This window comes from Bradyrhizobium manausense (assembly GCF_001440035.1).
Lineage (GTDB): Bacteria > Pseudomonadota > Alphaproteobacteria > Rhizobiales > Xanthobacteraceae > Bradyrhizobium > Bradyrhizobium manausense.
Map to the genome: position 1 here is coordinate 42,846 of NZ_LJYG01000105.1, position 16,007 is coordinate 58,852.

14 protein-coding genes are annotated in these 16,007 nt (G+C 64.3%); 9 read left to right on the top strand and 5 right to left on the bottom strand.

Annotated features, from left to right (window positions below; translation table 11 throughout):
* On the bottom strand, window positions 1-1,222 hold a 1,222-nt coding region (locus AOQ71_RS48775; protein WP_245317236.1), incomplete at its 3' end, for a molybdopterin cofactor-binding domain-containing protein.
* Window positions 1,219-1,710, bottom strand: coding sequence for a (2Fe-2S)-binding protein (locus AOQ71_RS29030; RefSeq protein ID WP_057754010.1), 492 nt, complete (start codon window positions 1,708-1,710; stop codon window positions 1,219-1,221). The genes AOQ71_RS29030 and AOQ71_RS48775, both read right to left, overlap by 4 nt.
* A 426-nt stretch (window positions 1,711-2,136) precedes the next feature.
* Here AOQ71_RS29030 and AOQ71_RS29035 point away from each other — a divergent pair, with 426 nt between their 5' ends.
* The 3 genes from AOQ71_RS29035 to AOQ71_RS29045 all read left to right on the top strand — a co-directional run bounded on the left by AOQ71_RS29035 (window position 2,137) and on the right by AOQ71_RS29045 (window position 4,110).
* Window positions 2,137-2,901 carry an alpha/beta fold hydrolase gene (locus tag AOQ71_RS29035; protein WP_057754014.1) on the top strand — a complete coding sequence of 255 codons (765 nt, stop codon included), beginning with the start codon at window positions 2,137-2,139 and terminating at the stop codon, window positions 2,899-2,901.
* A 23-nt stretch (window positions 2,902-2,924) separates the two neighbouring features.
* Window positions 2,925-3,266, top strand: a complete 342-nt coding sequence (locus AOQ71_RS29040; RefSeq protein ID WP_057754017.1) for a hypothetical protein — start codon at window positions 2,925-2,927, stop codon at window positions 3,264-3,266.
* Window positions 3,267-3,435: 169 nt separating this feature from the next.
* A complete protein-coding gene (locus AOQ71_RS29045) occupies window positions 3,436-4,110 on the top strand; it encodes a dienelactone hydrolase family protein (protein ID WP_057754020.1) in 675 nt (224 codons plus the stop codon).
* 116 nt (window positions 4,111-4,226) lie between these two features.
* Here the strand turns inward: AOQ71_RS29045 and AOQ71_RS29050 are convergent, their stop codons facing one another.
* The 3 genes from AOQ71_RS29050 to AOQ71_RS29060 form a co-directional block, all read right to left on the bottom strand.
* The gene (locus tag AOQ71_RS29050; RefSeq protein WP_057754023.1) at window positions 4,227-4,979 is read right to left on the bottom strand and encodes a polysaccharide biosynthesis/export family protein; all 753 of its coding nucleotides are present in this window, start codon (window positions 4,977-4,979) and stop codon (window positions 4,227-4,229) included.
* Between the two features lie 212 nt (window positions 4,980-5,191).
* The gene (gene msrA / locus AOQ71_RS29055) at window positions 5,192-5,848 is read right to left on the bottom strand and encodes a peptide-methionine (S)-S-oxide reductase MsrA (RefSeq protein WP_057754026.1); all 657 of its coding nucleotides are present in this window, start codon (window positions 5,846-5,848) and stop codon (window positions 5,192-5,194) included.
* A 176-nt stretch (window positions 5,849-6,024) separates the two neighbouring features.
* Window positions 6,025-6,342: a hypothetical protein gene (locus AOQ71_RS29060; RefSeq protein WP_057754029.1), complete on the bottom strand. Its 318-nt coding sequence runs from the start codon at window positions 6,340-6,342 to the stop codon at window positions 6,025-6,027.
* A gap of 389 nt (window positions 6,343-6,731) precedes the next feature.
* Between AOQ71_RS29060 and rpsT the strand changes: the two genes are divergently transcribed.
* From rpsT to AOQ71_RS29090, 6 genes are all read left to right on the top strand, one after another.
* Window positions 6,732-6,998 carry a 30S ribosomal protein S20 gene (rpsT, locus tag AOQ71_RS29065; RefSeq protein WP_057754033.1) on the top strand — a complete coding sequence of 89 codons (267 nt, stop codon included), beginning with the start codon at window positions 6,732-6,734 and terminating at the stop codon, window positions 6,996-6,998.
* Window positions 6,999-8,318: 1,320 nt separating this feature from the next.
* Window positions 8,319-9,731, top strand: a complete 1,413-nt coding sequence (dnaA, locus tag AOQ71_RS29070) for a chromosomal replication initiator protein DnaA (RefSeq protein ID WP_057754144.1) — start codon at window positions 8,319-8,321, stop codon at window positions 9,729-9,731.
* A 248-nt stretch (window positions 9,732-9,979) separates the two neighbouring features.
* Complete coding sequence (gene dnaN, locus AOQ71_RS29075) at window positions 9,980-11,098, top strand: DNA polymerase III subunit beta (RefSeq protein WP_057754036.1); 1,119 nt, start codon at window positions 9,980-9,982, stop codon at window positions 11,096-11,098.
* Window positions 11,099-11,296: 198 nt separating this feature from the next.
* Window positions 11,297-12,433, top strand: coding sequence for a DNA replication/repair protein RecF (recF, locus tag AOQ71_RS29080; protein WP_057754146.1), 1,137 nt, complete (start codon window positions 11,297-11,299; stop codon window positions 12,431-12,433).
* A gap of 313 nt (window positions 12,434-12,746) precedes the next feature.
* Window positions 12,747-14,912, top strand: coding sequence for a hypothetical protein (locus AOQ71_RS29085; RefSeq protein WP_057754149.1), 2,166 nt, complete (start codon window positions 12,747-12,749; stop codon window positions 14,910-14,912).
* Between the two features lie 133 nt (window positions 14,913-15,045).
* Entirely contained in the window at window positions 15,046-15,729 is a 684-nt protein-coding gene (locus AOQ71_RS29090) for a hypothetical protein (protein ID WP_057754039.1), read from the top strand.
* Window positions 15,730-16,007 lie beyond the last annotated feature (278 nt).

Consider the following 16,007-nt stretch of genomic DNA (forward strand, 5'->3'; position numbering starts at 1 on the left):
GGTGCATCACCACGAACTTCGGATCGATCCCGGCAGCGCCCGCCGCGATCGCGCCGGAGCGCGTCGCGAACTGATTGCCGGAATAGATGTGCAGGATGTCGCCCTTGAACTCCGCGGTGGCGTTCATCGGCTCCATCGGCGCGTGGATGTTGATGCTGGTGGTGTACTCCGCCTCCAGCACCTTGGCCGCCGAGCCGAGCGCGGCTGCGACGTCGCCGTCCTTGACGAAGAACTGGCCGGAATCGTCGAGCCCCTGAAGCCGCTTGGCTTCGTCAAGCAACGACTGGCTCGACAGCTTTGCGTTCGGACCGCCGTCATAGCTGATCTTCAGCGCCGCCGCGGCCTTCTTGGCGTTGGCATAGGTGCCGGCGACCGCGACCACCCAGCCCGTCGTCGTCTGGGTCTTGTCGTCGAGGATGACGGCCTTGATGAAGCCCGGCACGGACTTCGCGGCGGAGTCGTCGACCGATTTCACCGTGGCACCGTAGCGCACCGGCGGCGTGACGATCGCGCCATAGGCCATGCCCGGAATCATCACGTCGATGCCGTATTTGGCGGTGCCGTTGGTCTTGGAGGGAATGTCGATCTGCGGCACCGACACGCCGATCATGGTGTATTGATCAGGTGTCTTCAGCTTGATCGCCTTCAGCTCGTCGGGCGTGAAGGTCTTCGTTGCCTTGCCGCTCTTGACGATGTCGGCGAAGGACATCTGCTTCTTCGACTTCGCGTGCGAGATCATGGAATCGCGCACCGTGAGCTCAGAAGCCGGCACGCCCATGGCCGCGGCCGCGCCTTCCGTCAGCGCCATGCGCCCGGCGGCGCCCGCCCGGCTCATCGCGTCGAAGTTCATCATGGTCGACCAGCTGCCGCCGGTGATTTGCGCACCGAGCACCGGATCGTTGAACTTCGGATCGTTGGAGGCGAGATTGACCCGCATGTCGCTCCACTTCGCACCCAACTCTTCGCAGACGATCTGCGCCATGGTGGAGGCGATGTGCTGGCCCATGTCGGCCTTGCCGCAGGTCACGGTGACCAAGCCATCCGGCGAGATCGAATACCAGACGCTCGGCTCGAAATTGGCGGGCGCGGCAGCCAGCGCGTCGCCGATACCGGGCACGCCGGCATAGCCGAGCACGAGGCCGGTTGCGGCGGTGCCGACCAGGAAGGAGCGGCGGCTGAGATCCGATGTCTCTGGTGTGATGGTCTTCACGTGCTTGTTCATGTGGGCCTCCGCTCGTTGCCGGCGGCGGATGCAGTGCGCATCTCGGTGGCGGCGCGCATGATGGCCTTCTGGATCCGCGAATAGGTCATGCAACGGCAGAGATTGCCGTCCATATGCGCCACGACCTCTTCCTTGGTCGGATTGGAATTCTTCGCCAGCAGCGAAGCCGCCTGCATGATCTGCCCCGACTGGCAGTAACCGCATTGCGGCACCTGCTCGGCGATCCATGCCTTCTGCAAGGGATGATCGCCCTTGGCGGACAGACCTTCGATGGTGGTGATCTTCTTGCCGGCGACATCGCCAACCATGGTCTGGCACGACCGCACGGCTTCGCCGTTGACGTGCACGGTGCAGGCACCGCACAGGCCGGCACCGCAGCCGAATTTCGTGCCGGTCATCTGCAATTGTTCGCGGATGGCCCAAAGGAGCGGCGTGTCGTTTGCCGCATCCACGGACATACTCCGCCCGTTGATCGTGAGCGTTGGCATAGGCGTCTTCCCCTGCCGGTGCATGAAGCCGCTTACGGCGGCAACTTGATCGACGGACGCCCACCGGGCTGGCCCCCGCCTTGCGCGCAAGAATGATCGCGTTCGTGGACGGAGGCAAATGCAATTTGGAATCGATCGAAACCAACCAGGCAGTCACGTGTTGTGCGTTGCGACAACGGCGCTGAAGTTAGCGGCTGGACGCAACAAGCGGCGCGCGAGGTGTACATGCATCGCGATCGCGACGGTTTCCGCGAAGTAACCTTGCGGGCTAGCATGCAGAGAACGAGACAGTGTCGTAGGGTGGGCAAAGCCAAGCGTGCCCACCATCCGTTGCAATCGGAGACAGGTGGCGGGCACGGCGCAAGTGCGCTTTTACCCACTCTACGATTCCGGGCTCGCGGACAAGGACAACAAAGGGCGGAAACAATGCCAAGGATCGATCGGGACGGCGTCGGCATCTATTACGAAGTACATGGCGACGGGCCGCCGCTGCTGCTCACCCATGGCTATTCCTCGACCTCGGCGATGTGGCATGGCCAGGTCGAGGCGCTGGCGAAAGACCACAAGCTCGTGCTGTGGGACATGCGCGGTCACGGCCAGGCAGATTATCCTGACGATCCCAAGGCCTATAGCGAGGCGCTGACTGTCGGCGACATCGCTGCGATCCTCGATGTCGTCGGCGCCGAGTGCGCCATCATCGGCGGGTTGTCGCTCGGCGGCTACATGTCGCTTGCGTTCTATCGCGCCCATCCCACGCGCACGCGCGCGCTGCTGATCATCGACACCGGTCCGGGCTTCAAGAAAGACGACGCGCGCGAGGCCTGGAATGCACGGGCGCTCGCCACCGCCGACAAGCTCGACCAGGAAGGTCTCGCTGTGCTGAAAGCGGCAACCCGCGAACGCGCCACCGCCAGCCACCGCAACGCCAGAGGGCTGGCGCTCTCCGCGCGCGGCATGCTGACCCAGCGCGATGCCGCGGTGATGGAGCTGCTGCCCGACATCAAGGTGCCCTCACTGATCGTGGTCGGCGCCGATGACACGCCATTCCTGGCGGCCTCGGATTACATGGCGGCAAAAATCCCGGGCGCACAAAAGGTCGTGATCCCCGCGGCCGGACACGCCGTCAACATCGATCAGCCCAAGGCTTTTGTTGACGCCGTGCTGCCTTTCCTGAAGAACTTGCCGGCATAGACGGCGAGAGGAGAATACGGGCGATGAAGCGGGTCATCTTGGCGGCGGGCGCAGCGCTTCTCATCATGGCAGCATCCGTGCAGGCCGAGCCGCTCGGCACCGTACCGCTGCGCCGTCCCTTCGTCGACACATTGTCGAACAACACGCCCCTGGCGTTCGGGATGGACGCAGATCAGACCGCGCATGCGCTCGGACAGCCCCTGCAATACGTCAAGGGACGGCCCGGCAACGAGATCTATCTGGCGCTTCGCGATCTCGGTGGCAGCGGACTGGTGCCGTCCCGTCATCGCCTGTTCCTGCAATTCCGTCATGGCCGGCTGGCAGGATGGAAAGAGGATTATGGCGACAACTGGATGTGGGAGTGAGAGTGGTTGCCTGAAACAACTGAGATCGTAGCCCGGATGGAGCGGAGCGAAATCGGGACCGGCCTTGTCCCAGCGCAAGCCACTTCCCCGGATTGCGCTGCGCTCCATCCGGGCTACAGGTGACGGACGAGACGGCTGCGAAGCAACAACAAACAACAAGGATCATCCCGTGGGACAAGACATCAAACTGACGGCGTCGGACAATTTTCAGCTTGGCGCCTATCGCGCCGATCCCGCTGGCAGCCCGAAGGGCGCGGTGGTGGTGATCCAGGAGATTTTCGGCGTCAATCATCACATCCGCTCGGTCTGCGACCGTCTCGCCGGCGAGGGCTATGTCGCGATCGCGCCGTCGATCTTCGACCGGACGTCGCCGGGCTTCCAGTCCGGCTATACGCCCGACGAGATCGCGGAAGCGCGAAAATTCGTCGCCAATCCGGATTGGGCGGCGATGCTGCGCGATACGCAAGCCGCGATCGACGCCGTGAAGGATGTCGGCCCGGTCGGCATCATCGGCTTTTGTCTTGGCGGCAGCATCGCCTTTGTGGCTGCGACGCGGCTCAACGGCCTGAAGGCCGCGATCGGCTATTACGGCGGCGCCGTCGTGCGCTTTGCCGATGAGACGCCGAAGGTGCCGACCCAGCTGCATTTCGGCGAGAAGGATGCCGGCATTCCGCTCACCGATGTCGAGACCGTCAAGGCCAAGCGGCCCGACGTCGAGGTCTTCATCTATCCTGGCGCCCAGCACGGCTTCCATTGCGACGAGCGGCCGAGCTACGACAAGACCAGCTCCGAGATCGCCTGGCCGCGCAGCATGGCGTTTTTCGCGAAGCACCTTGTGAAGTAGCGAACAACACCCTGGCCGTCATTCCGGGATGGTGCGTTAGCACCAGACCCGGAATCTCGAGATCCCGGGTTCGATGCTTCGCATCGCCCCGGGATGACGACGTACGCTGTACGTCGTCAAAACCAGCGCTCGCCGACGAACACGGTGTCGCCGGGGCTGACGGGGGTGCCGAGCGGCACGACGGCGCGCATGGCGCCGCCGGCTTCGGCGTGGGTCACGGTGACCATGTCGCGTTTGGCGCGCGGCGAGAAACCGCCGGCGATCGCGACGGCGCTCTCGACCGTCATGTTGGGCACGTAGGGATATTGGCCGGGCGCTGCGACTTCGCCGAGGATGAAGAACGGGCGGTAGGACTCGATCTCCACAGCAACCGAGGGCTCGCGAATATAGCCGTTGCGCAGCCGCGCGCCGATCTCGCCGGCAAGGCCTGCCGTGGTGCGGCCACGCGCCGGCACCGCACCGATCAGCGGCATGGTGATGGAGCCGCCGGCATCGATGGCGTAGCTGTTGGTGAGACCTTCCTGGCCGTAGACCACGACACGCAGCTTGTCGCCGGCATCGAGGTGATAGGAGGTGTCATAGCGGATCGGGGCAGCCATCACCGGTTCGCCATAGGCGACCGGCAGGGGTGCGGACATCGAGGCAAAGGAATTCGTGAGCGCATCGATGGCGCCGCCGCCGCTGTTGGCAACGGCGACCGGATGTGGCGCGCTGTAGGGCGAGCCATAGGCCATGGTGTCGAGATCGGGGCGAGGCTGCACGTAAGCGACCGGACCTGTGGTCTGCATGCAGCCGCCCAGGGTCAGCGCGGCGGACGCTGCCAAGGACACTGTCAGGATCGACCATCGAAACGCGCGCAGAACCCGCACCAGACCATCCCTGAAAACGAGACAGGTCCAGTGATGCACCCGGTATGGTTAACAAAGCGTTGAGGGCCCGTGGCGCCAGCGACTTGGTGTCATTCCGGGGCGACGCGTCAGCGTCGAACTATGGTGCGCAATTGCGCACCTGAGAACTCGCGCTACAATTTCTGGATTCCGGGGTCGCGCTTGCGCGCGCCCCGGAATGACAGGGTGGAAGCCTACGCACTCACGCCAACACCGATCGGACACGACACGCCGGTGCCGCCGAGGCCGCAATAGCCGGCGGGGTTCTTTGCCAGATATTGCTGATGATAATCCTCGGCAAAGTAGAACGGACCCGCAGGCGCGATCTCGGTGGTGATGGCTCCCAAGCCCTTTGCCTTGAGCGCCTTCTGATAGAGCGCCTTGGACTCCTCGGCGGCCTTCTTCTGCGCATCGGAATACGTATAGATCGCACTCCGATATTGTGTGCCGACATCGTTGCCCTGGCGCATGCCCTGCGTCGGGTTGTGGTTCTCCCAGAACGTCTTCAAGAGCTTCTCGTAAGAGATCTTCTTGGGATCGAACACGACCAGCACCACTTCGGTGTGGCCGGTGCGGCCCGAGCAGGTCTCTTCATAGGTCGGGTTCGGCGTGTGACCGCCGGCATAGCCGACAGCGGTCGTATAGATGCCCTCGCCAAGCTCCCAGAATTTGCGTTCGGCGCCCCAGAAGCAGCCGAGCCCGAACACGGCCTGCTCGAGGCCATCAGGATAGGGCGGCTTCAGTTTGCTGCCATTGACGAAATGGATGCTCGCGGTGGGAATGGCCTGCGCACGGCCGGGCAGCGCCTCAGCGGCATCAGGCAATGCGGTGGACTTGCGCATGAACAGCATGATGGAATCTCCGAGAAACGAGCTGGCGCGCGCATCAGCCAGGTGCTCAGGCGGCGGGCTCGCGATTGCGTGGGAATATAGGTCTTTACGCAAGCAGCCGCAGGCTTGTTACGCCGCCCCTCGTTGCGAGCTCGTCCGGCGGGAATTGAAAGATCAATCCCGGCGGGAATTGATGCTCAATCCCGGGAATAGCCGATCAGCGGCTTGCGCGGGCGGAACAGGATCATCAGGAGGATGCCGAGCAGGCCGAGCACGGCGAAAACCGGCTGGTCCAGCACCAGGCGGATCACCGAGGTCCAGAGCCAGGGCGCCTTGGCCTCGACCCAGGTCCGGAAGGCGGACTGGCTGGCCTGGTTGATGTCGTTCCAGAACTGGCCGAACCGGGTGAAGCGGAGGGTCTGGTCGGCCACCCAGCGGGCGCCGTCATAGACCATGAAGAAGAACCCGCCGGCCAGCAGCAGCAAGCCAATCAGTCGGAAAAAGCCGCGGATCATACCCCACCCAATATGGTCGCCCGATCGGACGACGGCGATAAACGCCGTCAGCCAATAGCCAAGAGACGGCAGAAATTCAACCTCATCAGAGCGTTACGGACCCTTTTGGCACGCCTGGAAGCCTGCTTTTCCAGCCCCTAAAGCGTTGACGGTGCCAAAGACCCCCTCTATAAGGGCGCCAACTGGCGGTGGGCGCAATCCTGCCGCCGCTGTTCTTTGAGCAGTTGCAGGCTCTTTTGGGGCCGCAGAGATGACCGCAAGGCTCATCGCTCATGTTCCGGGAACGGCCCAGCAACCGCACACCCTAAATCCGAGCGTCGATTCCGCGGTCAAGCTGCCGGCGCTACCCGACCAAGACGCGACCGGTACCCGCAAAGGACATTGAGACCATGGCCAACACCACCTCCGCCAAGAAAGCGACGCGCAAGATCGCCCGTCGCACTGCCGTCAACAAGTCGCGCCGCACCCAGATGCGCGGCGCCGTGCGTACCGTCGAAGAAGCCATCAAGAGCGGCGACCGCGCCGCCGCTGCGAAGGCGCTGGCCGCTGCCGAGCCCGCGCTGATGCGCGCCGCCCAGCGCAACATCATTCACAAGAACAACGCCAGCCGCAAAGTCTCGCGCCTCACCGCGCAGATCGCCAAGCTCGCCAAGTAAGCTCGCGAAGCAAGGTCGCGAAATGATCCTCGCGAAGTAGATTTGTTCGCGCCAGGCCAATCGCGTCATTCGATTGGTTGAAGCAGATATCGCAAGTCTCGATCAGCCCGGCTTTCGCGCCGGGCTTTTTGCTGCCTGTTACAATTCACCCTTGCAGTCTTTGCGCGACCGATCTTGCGTTGGAAGAGTATCATCGGCTTCGCTATGCCGCGCCCGTAGTTTTACCTGCCAGTGGTTTTACCTGCCGTTGTTTTGCAACAGCTGAAACCTTTGATTGCGCTGCGCTGCGGTGCGAAAAACCACTGCGGCGCGGGCCTAAATTGAATTCGCGCGAAGCAAGGTTCTGCACACCGTAGTTTCACCGGAACCTGTTTTCTGCTCGGGTTACCCTGTGAAACGAGACTCAAAAAACGGTGTCTCGCTAATCACTTATCGACATAGCGGCGACAAGCATTTGGAAAATTCGCTTGCACGTCGCGCGCGTGACGATTTTGTAAAAATTTTTTGGCGGCGGCGGCGTCGCTGTCACATGACACGCGCGATTTTCGAATCTGTGCACGAATCCAAAAACTTGGTCTCAAGGCTGTGAACAACTCGTGCGCGGCGTTAACGCTGGTCAAGTTTTTTGATGCCTCGAGTGTGAATCAATTTCGTTGCGAGTCTTTCCGCTTAGTGTATTCCTTAAGTCGTTCGCGGCGCCCACGATCTTCAGACCAGCGCGGTTTAAGAACGAGGCGAGCGTGCAAATCGGCGGCGGTGTGCACGTAGGCGACGCTCCAACAAGCGATAGTCGGATAAACCCGTAGCAATATGGGAACGGTAGCTCTTTGTCTTGACCTCTCCAAGCGAGATCTTTTCGATCCCGCACATGTGCAAGATCACACGAGAGGCATCTTGAGACTACCCCGACACGCATGATGGCGTGGCCGAACGGACGACACGAGCAGACGGGCTGGACATCCGCGAGTTGAGTACAGCGCGGAGGTTCTTTTACGCAGGACCTTGCCGTGAGCGATCACGGCAGGACGGGGAGGTATCATGGCCTACGGATTCAACGCGGTATTGACTTTCGCTTCATCGTCCAACGATGCCGTTTCCAATCCGTCCTCCGACCACCCTCCCATTTGCGACGACGCGTCGAGTACGCGCTGACCTCGCGAACCCTCCATCTCCGACATCGCTGGTCTGACCCGCGGCGCTTCCGCCGAAGGGTCGAGCTATGCCCGAATGATGGACTCGCTTGAGGTCGCGCCCTGCATGGCAGGAACTCTGCATGGCGCTCACCACGCAACCTTATCTCTCAAGAAAAGTTTTCAAATGATGACGAACTCGGAACAGGATCGCTGGTCGCGCGTGAAGAATCGCCTGCGCTCGAACGTCGGCGAAGACGTCTATACGAGCTGGTTCGCGCGCATGGATCTGGAAGGCGTGCAGGACGAAAGCGTGCGACTGTCGGTGCCGACGCGGTTCCTGAAAAGCTGGATCCAGGCCCATTATGCCGAGCGCGTGCTGTCGTGCTGGCAGGCCGAGATGCCGGAAGTGCATCGCATCGATCTCACCGTCCGTTCCGCGGTGCGTCCCGTGGTGCAGCCGAAGGAAGCGCCCGCGCCGGTCGAGGCGCGCCGCGCCCCCGCGCCGGAGCTGCGCTCGACCGCGACCGCGCCCGTTTCCGCCAATCATGACGCGCTCGGCGGCTCGCCGCTCGATCCGCGCCTGACCTTTGCAAGCTTCGTCGTCGGCCGCTCCAACACGCTGGCCCATGCGGCCGCGCGTCAGGTCGCCGAAGGCCGCCGCGGCGACGCCGTGATGTTCAACCCGCTCTACATCCATGCCGGCGTTGGGCTCGGCAAGACGCATCTGCTCCAGGCGGTGACCTGGGCCGGCAATTCCGGCAATGAGCGCAAGGTGCTTTATCTCACCGCGGAAAAATTCATGTACGGCTTCGTCGCCGCGCTGAAGACGCAGACGGCGCTTGCCTTCAAGGAAGCGCTGCGCGGCATCGACGTGCTCGTCATCGACGATCTCCAGTTCCTGCAGGGCAAGTCGACCCAGGCCGAATTCTGTCACACGCTGAATGCGCTGATCGATGCCGGCCGCCAGGTCGTGATCGCGGCCGACCGTCCGCCGTCGGATCTCGAGAGCCTCGACGATCGCGTCCGCTCGCGCCTCGCCGGCGGCCTCGTGGTCGAGATGGGCTCGCTCGGCGAGGAGTTGCGCCATGGCATCCTCAAGTCGCGCGTCGCAGCCGCCCGCACCCATCACGCGACCTTCGACGTGCCGGAGGAGGTGCTGCATTATCTGGCCCGCGCCATCACCCATAACGGCCGCGACCTCGAAGGCGCGATCAACCGGCTTCTTGCTCACTCGAAACTCAACAACCAGCCGGTGACGCTGGAGATGGCGGAGCGCGAGGTGCGCGATCTGATCCGCCCCTCGGAGCCGAAGCGGATCAAGATCGAGGACATCCAGCGCGTGGTGGCGCGGCAGTACAATGTCAGCCGCTCCGACCTGCTGTCCTCGCGCCGCACCGCCAATGTGGTGCGTCCGCGCCAGGTGGCGATGTACCTCGCCAAGACGCTGACCCTGCGCTCCCTCCCCGAAATCGGCCGCAGATTCGGCGGCCGCGACCACACCACGGTGCTGCACGCCGTGCGCAAGATCGAGGCGCTGGTCTCCAAGGACAATGCGCTGTCCGAGGAGGTCGAGTCGCTCAAGCGCCAGCTGCAGGAATAAACGCCTAAGCCTCCTGACATGCTCCCGCCGCCCGGCCATGCCTGGGCGGCGGTCGTTGTTTTGGCGGGTAAATCGTGGGGAACTGGCTCCCGATCCCTTGAATCCCGGGGCCATCCGCGCCACCTTGCGCCACCCTGACGGCTTTGGTCATATCGGCTCGATGACCCGGCTTCCCAGGGTCTTCGGTGCCGCGGCGCGCTGTCCTTCGCCCGGCTTTTTCCATCTTTGGGGATCGGGCGAGTAGTGCAATGAAGGTTACGGTCGAACGCGCGCAACTCCTGAAATCACTGGGCCATGTCCATCGCGTGGTCGAGCGCCGCAACACGATTCCGATCCTGGGCAACGTGCTGGTGCGCGCCGAGAACGCGAAATTGTCGCTGAAGGCGACCGACCTCGACCTCGAGGTGACCGAGACGCTGCCGGCGGAAACCGCAACCGCCGGCTCGACCACCGTGCCGGCGCACATGTTCTACGACATCGTGCGCAAGCTGCCGGATGGTTCGCAGATCGTGCTGGAGGCCGACGGCGACCGCGCGGTGCTGGCGATCCGCGCCGGCCGCTCGCGCTTCACGCTGCAGACCCTGCCGGAGAACGATTTCCCGGACCTTGCCGCCGGCGACCTCTCGCATTCGTTCAATCTCGCCGCCAAGGACGTCAAGCGGCTGATCGACCGCACCCAGTTCGCGATCTCGACCGAAGAGACGCGCTATTACCTCAACGGCATCTATCTGCACGCCGCCGGCACCGCGACCGCCGCGACCTTGCGCGGCGTCGCCACCGACGGCCACCGCCTCGCCCAGCTCGATCTCGTCCAGCCCAAGGGCGCCGAGGGCATGCCCGGCGTCATCGTGCCGCGCAAGACCGTCGGCGAGGTGCAGCGCCTGATCGAGGACACCGAAGCCGAGATGACGATCGAGCTGTCGCAGGCCAAGATCCGCTTCACCATCGGCAATGTCGTGCTGACCTCAAAGCTGATCGACGGCACCTTCCCCGACTACGGCCGCGTCATTCCGCAAGGCAATGACAAGGAACTCGTGGTCGACAAGAAGGATTTCGAGAACGCGGTCGACCGCGTTTCGACGATTTCGAGCGAACGCGGCCGCGCGGTCAAACTGTCGCTGTCGGCGGGCAAGCTGGTGCTGTCGGTGACCAATCCGGACTCGGGGAGCGCAACCGAAGAACTCGAGGTCGAATACGCCTCCGACGCGCTCGATATCGGCTTCAACTCCCGCTATCTCCTCGACATCGCCGCCCAGATCGAAGGCGACGTCGCGGTGCTGAGGTTGGCCGACCCCGGCTCGCCGACCCTGGTGCAGGACAAGGACGACAAGAGCGCGCTGTACGTGCTGATGCCGATGCGGGTGTGAGGGGGGTTCTCTCGACCATCCATCGGAACCGTAGGGTGGGCAAAGCCTGCGCCGTAGCTCGAAGAGCGAAGGTGAAAGCGTGCCCACCATCGAGCAGCACGAATCGCCGCGAGACGTGGGCACGGCGCGCAGAGCGCGCCTTTTGCCCACCCTACGGCATGCTCTCAAGGGGAGCGCGCGCGCCCATAACGAATGACCATGACCACCTCCCGCATCCATCGCCTGACGCTGACGCATTTTCGGAACTATCGGGCGGCGGGGCTCGAGACGGCGGCTGACATGGTGGCGCTAGTCGGGCCGAACGGGGCGGGCAAGACCAATTGCATCGAGGCGATCTCGTTCCTGTCGCCGGGCCGCGGCCTGCGCCGCGCCACGCTGGAGGATGTCGCCGATAACCAGGGCGACGGCTCCTGGGCCGTCTCCGCGCAGGTCGAGGGCGCGCTGGGCCTCGCCACGCTCGGCACCGGCATCGAGCCGCCGCGCGCAGATAGCCCGGTGATCAGGCGCTGCCGCATCGACCGCGAGCCGGTGAACTCGGCGGCCAGCTTCGGCGATCACATCCGCATGGTGTGGCTGACGCCGGCGATGGATGGGCTGTTCATGGGCGCCGCGTCCGAGCGCCGGCGCTTCTTCGACCGCCTGGTGCTGGCGATCGACAGCGAGCATTCCAGCCGCATCAACGCGCTGGAACGCTCGCTGCGTTCGCGCAACCGCCTGCTCGAGACGCGCAATTACGACGACCATTGGTGTGACGCGATCGAGCGCGAGACGGCCGAGCTTGCCGTCGCGGTCGCCGCAACACGCGGCCAGACCGCGGCGCGCCTGACCGGCATGCTCAACGCGCGCGCGCAAGCCTCGGCTTTTCCTTCCGCGCAAATCGCGCTCGACGGCTGGATGGAGAACGCGCTGCTGACGGAAACGGCGACCTCGGTCGAGGACCGCTATCGCCAGATCCTGCGCGACAACCGCCAGCGCGATGCCATCGCCGGCCGCACCACTGAAGGTCCGCATCTGACCGATCTGCAGGTGATCTACGCGCCGAAAGGCATGCCGGCGCGCGATGCCTCCACCGGCGAGCAGAAGGCGCTCTTGATCGGCCTCGTGCTCGCGCATGCGACGCTGGTCGCCGAGATGACCGGCATCGTGCCGCTTTTGCTGCTCGACGAGGTCGTCGCCCATCTCGATCCCAACAGGCGCGCCGCGCTGTTCGACGAGCTGCGCAAGCTCGGCGCGCAGGTGTGGCTGACCGGTGCGGACCCGGCCGCCTTTGCCGAGATCGGCGCGGGCGGCGAAGTCTTTGACGTCGAGAGCGGACGCGTTTCCGCCCGGCGCTAGCCTGATGTGTTGAACCCGGCCTATTCGGATCGCGACTAGGACTGTGAGGCCGCAGCTGGCGGTGTCGCAGCCGTTGCAATCGCGCGATCGACAGGCGCGAGATCCCTGGAGAGAAAGACCATGACGACGGTAAGGCGCGGGATGAAAGTCCCGGCACGATGGCGGCTGTTCGTGTGCGGCCTCGCTCTGCCCGGCAGGCCGGGATACCGCTTTTGAACCTGCCCGGTTCCATCCACGACTAGCTGTCTGGGCCGCGCGATGACGTCGCAGCCCGCACATGACGCAAAGAGCGAGAAATCCTGGAGTGCTGCCGATGTCGATGATCAAGCGCGGGATGCGGGTCCCGGCACGTGGGCTGCTGCTCGCCTTTGGCCTTCTGCTGATGGCGAGCACCGCACGCGCGGCGCAATTCGACGCCGGCTATGTTGATCCCCACACGCTGCCGAGGCTGCCAGGCGCGGTCGAGGACACCTCCGATCCCTCCCGGGTGCAATATGGCGTGCCGACCGTGGTCGCGGTGACATCGGCGGCCGTCAGGAAGATGCTCGTCGCCGAGGGCTGGGTGCCCTATGTCCGCCCGCTCGACGAGGCCAACACCAGTCTCGCCTTCAAGAAGGGACGGCAGGGCCTGTCCGTCTCCTTCACGCAGGGCCTCGGCCGACCGGACCAATCCGCGGTCACCTACTCCCCGAGCCGGATCTATTCGAACGTGCCGTTCCCCGAGGGCGCTGTTGACCTCGTGTTCGACGAGACCCGGCCCTATCTCGGCTGCATCGCGCCGGCCACGCTCGAGGCGGTACAGGATTTCTATGCGAAGGAAATGGCCGCGATCGGCTGGCGCAAGCTGACGCCCGAGACGGCCGCAAGCTGGCCGAACGCGGACCTCTCTGCGGTCATCCCGAACGGCGTGCGCGCCTATTACGACCATCCCGAGGGCGACTCGACGCAGTTCTACAAGCAGAAGCCGGTGATGCTGACGCTGACCCGCCGCGACGACGGCCGCACCAATGTCGACATCAGGATCGCGCCGTTCGCGCTGCCCACCGATCTTGAGCGCGGCGATACGGCCGGCCTGCCGGAGCCGAAGCCATACAAATCGTCCTCGGGCCGAGGCAACGCCCGAACATCAACGCGCGAGCTGATCGTTGCCGCCCTCGCCGATCTGCCCACTGTGGAGGCCTTCTACCATCGCGAATTTGCAAGGCGGGGCTGGACGGAAGAGGGAAATGCACCTCTCGCCCCGGGCGACGAGGTCGCGCTGAAATTCTCCTCGCCGGAGGAGAACGGCGTGCTGCATCTCGGCCGCAAATACGATTTCACGATGGTCCATCTGACCGCGCAGGTGAAGGAGAGCGTGCTCGCCGCCCGCGCCAAGGCGAAGAAAGACGCCGATGACCAGTTCATGAACGACGCGGAGGCGATGACGAAGCGGGTCCTCGCCGAGGACGCGGCACGTCGCAAGGCGCAGGCCGCAACGCTGTCCGATGCGCCGTTGCAGGCGCTCGCAGGCAGCAACGCGCCGCTGGCCGTCCCTGAGAACGCGCAGGAGGTGGAGTCCGGCGACGGCCGGCTCGAGTTCAACTCGACCTCGAGCGTGAAGGCGCTGGCCGCCTTCTATCGCGCCTCCCTGAAGCCCGCCGGCTGGAAGGAGCAGCCCTCCGTCATCAACCAGCCCAACATGGCGGTGCTGGAATTTTCCAAGGCCGGCAAGTCGATCTCGATGACCTTGATGCAGATGGGCCCGAAGGTGAACGTCAGCGCCAACGGATCCGGCCTGAGGACAGCCGCTGCCAAGCCTGCCGTCACCAGCCCGGCGGCGAGCAACGATCCTGCTGCCACGCAGCCCGGAGCATCCGCGCCGCTGGAAGCAGATCCGGACTCTGCGCTGCCGGTGCCGAAGCAGCACAGCTCGACCTCGCTGGGCACGGCAAAGCTGCCGGGCATCGCGGTGCCGTTCCGCCGCGAGCTCGAAGCCAGCGTGCCGGCCGAGCTCGGCGACGTGCTCGCCTTCTACCGCAGCGAGCTGAAAAGACTCGGCTGGCAGGAGAAGCCTGAAGGCGCGATCACGACCGCCGATCGCGTCCAGGTCGCCTTCGCCTCGCCGCAGGGACCAGCAATGCTGAAGCTCGGCCGCGCCAATGGCGAGACGTCGATCGACCTCGTGCAGAAGAATCCTGAAGCCGCGGCCAAGGCGGACATCATGCCGAAACCAGGTCAGGCCAAGCTGCTGCTGGGCAATATGGGCAACCAGGAAGCCATGCTCACCATCAACAAGCAAACCGTCAAGGTTGCGGCCGGCGCCGGTGGCCCGCAATCGCCGAAAGGACCGATGCTCGATCTGCCGCCCGGCAAGTATCCGTACGCGCTGAAGATCGCAGGGCAGAGCGGCCGGAGCGGCACGATCGAGTTGGCCGCGGGCGATGCCTGGGGCCTGATGGTGGGGCCGACCGGCGAGGTGCTGCCGCTGCAAATGTATTGATCCGCAGCCTTTGCCAGTCACGGCCGGCTTGAACCTGAGCGGTTCGCGCGGCGACTAGTGGTCCTGAGGCTGCGCATCGCCGCAGCCTTCGCATCGCACGAAGATCACGACGCGGCGTCCCTGGAGAATGAGCATGACCATGGTCAAACGCGGGCCGAACGTCCCGGCACGATGGCGGCTGCTGCTATGCGCCCTCATTCTTCTGGCGGGGTGCTCGAAGGAACAGCTGACGGCAGATCCCAACGTCGAGATGCCGGCACCGAAGCAAAGCAGCTTCAGTCAATTCCGCACCACGCGGGCGCATGGCGCCGAGGCCCCGCTCCGGACCGAGATCGACGCGCGGGTGCCGGCGGAGCTCAACGAGGTGCTGGCCTTCTACCGCAGAGAGCTCGGGCAGCGCGGCTGGCGGGAGCTGCCGGATGACGCAATCATCGCCGCCGATCGCGTGCAGCTGGCCTTCATCTCCCCGAAAGGCCCGGCCGTGCTGAAGCTCGGCCGCGCCAAGGGCGAAACCACGGTCAGCCTGGCGCAGAGGAATCCGGAGGCCGCAGCCAAGGCCGATGTCCTGCCGACATCAGGACAAGCGCGGCTGATATTCGGCTATCTCAGGCCCGACGTGGCTTCGCTTGTGATCAACGCTCAGACCATTGAGATCGCAGGCGGCGAAAATCATCCACAAACGCTGGATCTGCCGCCGGGCACGTATCCCTACGAGCTGCTTGTGTCAGGCCTTCGGGTGCGCGCCGATACGATCACGCTGGCCAAAGGCGAGGCCTGGACCCTCAGCGACGACAAGAAGCCGTCCCAGATCTACTGAACCCCTGGCCTGTTCCGGGCCGCTGCAGCGGCTCCGAACAGGCCCGTCCCCCCGCAAGATCCACGTCTTTGAAGACCCAAAACGGGGCCTCGAATCGGGCTTTTCAGGGAGCTTGGAATCGGCCTTCGAACGGCTTGAAATCAGGCCCAAAAATCCTATCTGATCAAAGGGTTGCCGGGAGATACTTTGCGCTAGGCGCAAACTCTCTTTCATGGCACAAAGAGCATCCTGATCAGCGCCTTTTGCGCGGCTGATTCGGGCGACATTTCGAAGGCCTC

Excerpts from the sequence above, each read along its gene's own strand:
- AOQ71_RS29030 (WP_057754010.1), bottom strand. The coding sequence starts at position 1,710 with ATGCCAACGCTCACGATCAACGGGCGGAGTATGTCCGTGGATGCGGCA.
- AOQ71_RS29035 (WP_057754014.1), top strand. The coding sequence starts at position 2,137 with ATGCCAAGGATCGATCGGGACGGCGTCGGCATCTATTACGAAGTACAT.
- AOQ71_RS29040 (WP_057754017.1), top strand. The coding sequence starts at position 2,925 with ATGAAGCGGGTCATCTTGGCGGCGGGCGCAGCGCTTCTCATCATGGCA.
- msrA (WP_057754026.1), bottom strand. The coding sequence starts at position 5,848 with ATGCTGTTCATGCGCAAGTCCACCGCATTGCCTGATGCCGCTGAGGCG.
- AOQ71_RS29060 (WP_057754029.1), bottom strand. The coding sequence starts at position 6,342 with ATGATCCGCGGCTTTTTCCGACTGATTGGCTTGCTGCTGCTGGCCGGC.
- rpsT (WP_057754033.1), top strand. The coding sequence starts at position 6,732 with ATGGCCAACACCACCTCCGCCAAGAAAGCGACGCGCAAGATCGCCCGT.
- dnaA (WP_057754144.1), top strand. The coding sequence starts at position 8,319 with ATGACGAACTCGGAACAGGATCGCTGGTCGCGCGTGAAGAATCGCCTG.
- dnaN (WP_057754036.1), top strand. The coding sequence starts at position 9,980 with ATGAAGGTTACGGTCGAACGCGCGCAACTCCTGAAATCACTGGGCCAT.
- recF (WP_057754146.1), top strand. The coding sequence starts at position 11,297 with ATGACCACCTCCCGCATCCATCGCCTGACGCTGACGCATTTTCGGAAC.
- AOQ71_RS29085 (WP_057754149.1), top strand. The coding sequence starts at position 12,747 with ATGTCGATGATCAAGCGCGGGATGCGGGTCCCGGCACGTGGGCTGCTG.
- AOQ71_RS29090 (WP_057754039.1), top strand. The coding sequence starts at position 15,046 with ATGACCATGGTCAAACGCGGGCCGAACGTCCCGGCACGATGGCGGCTG.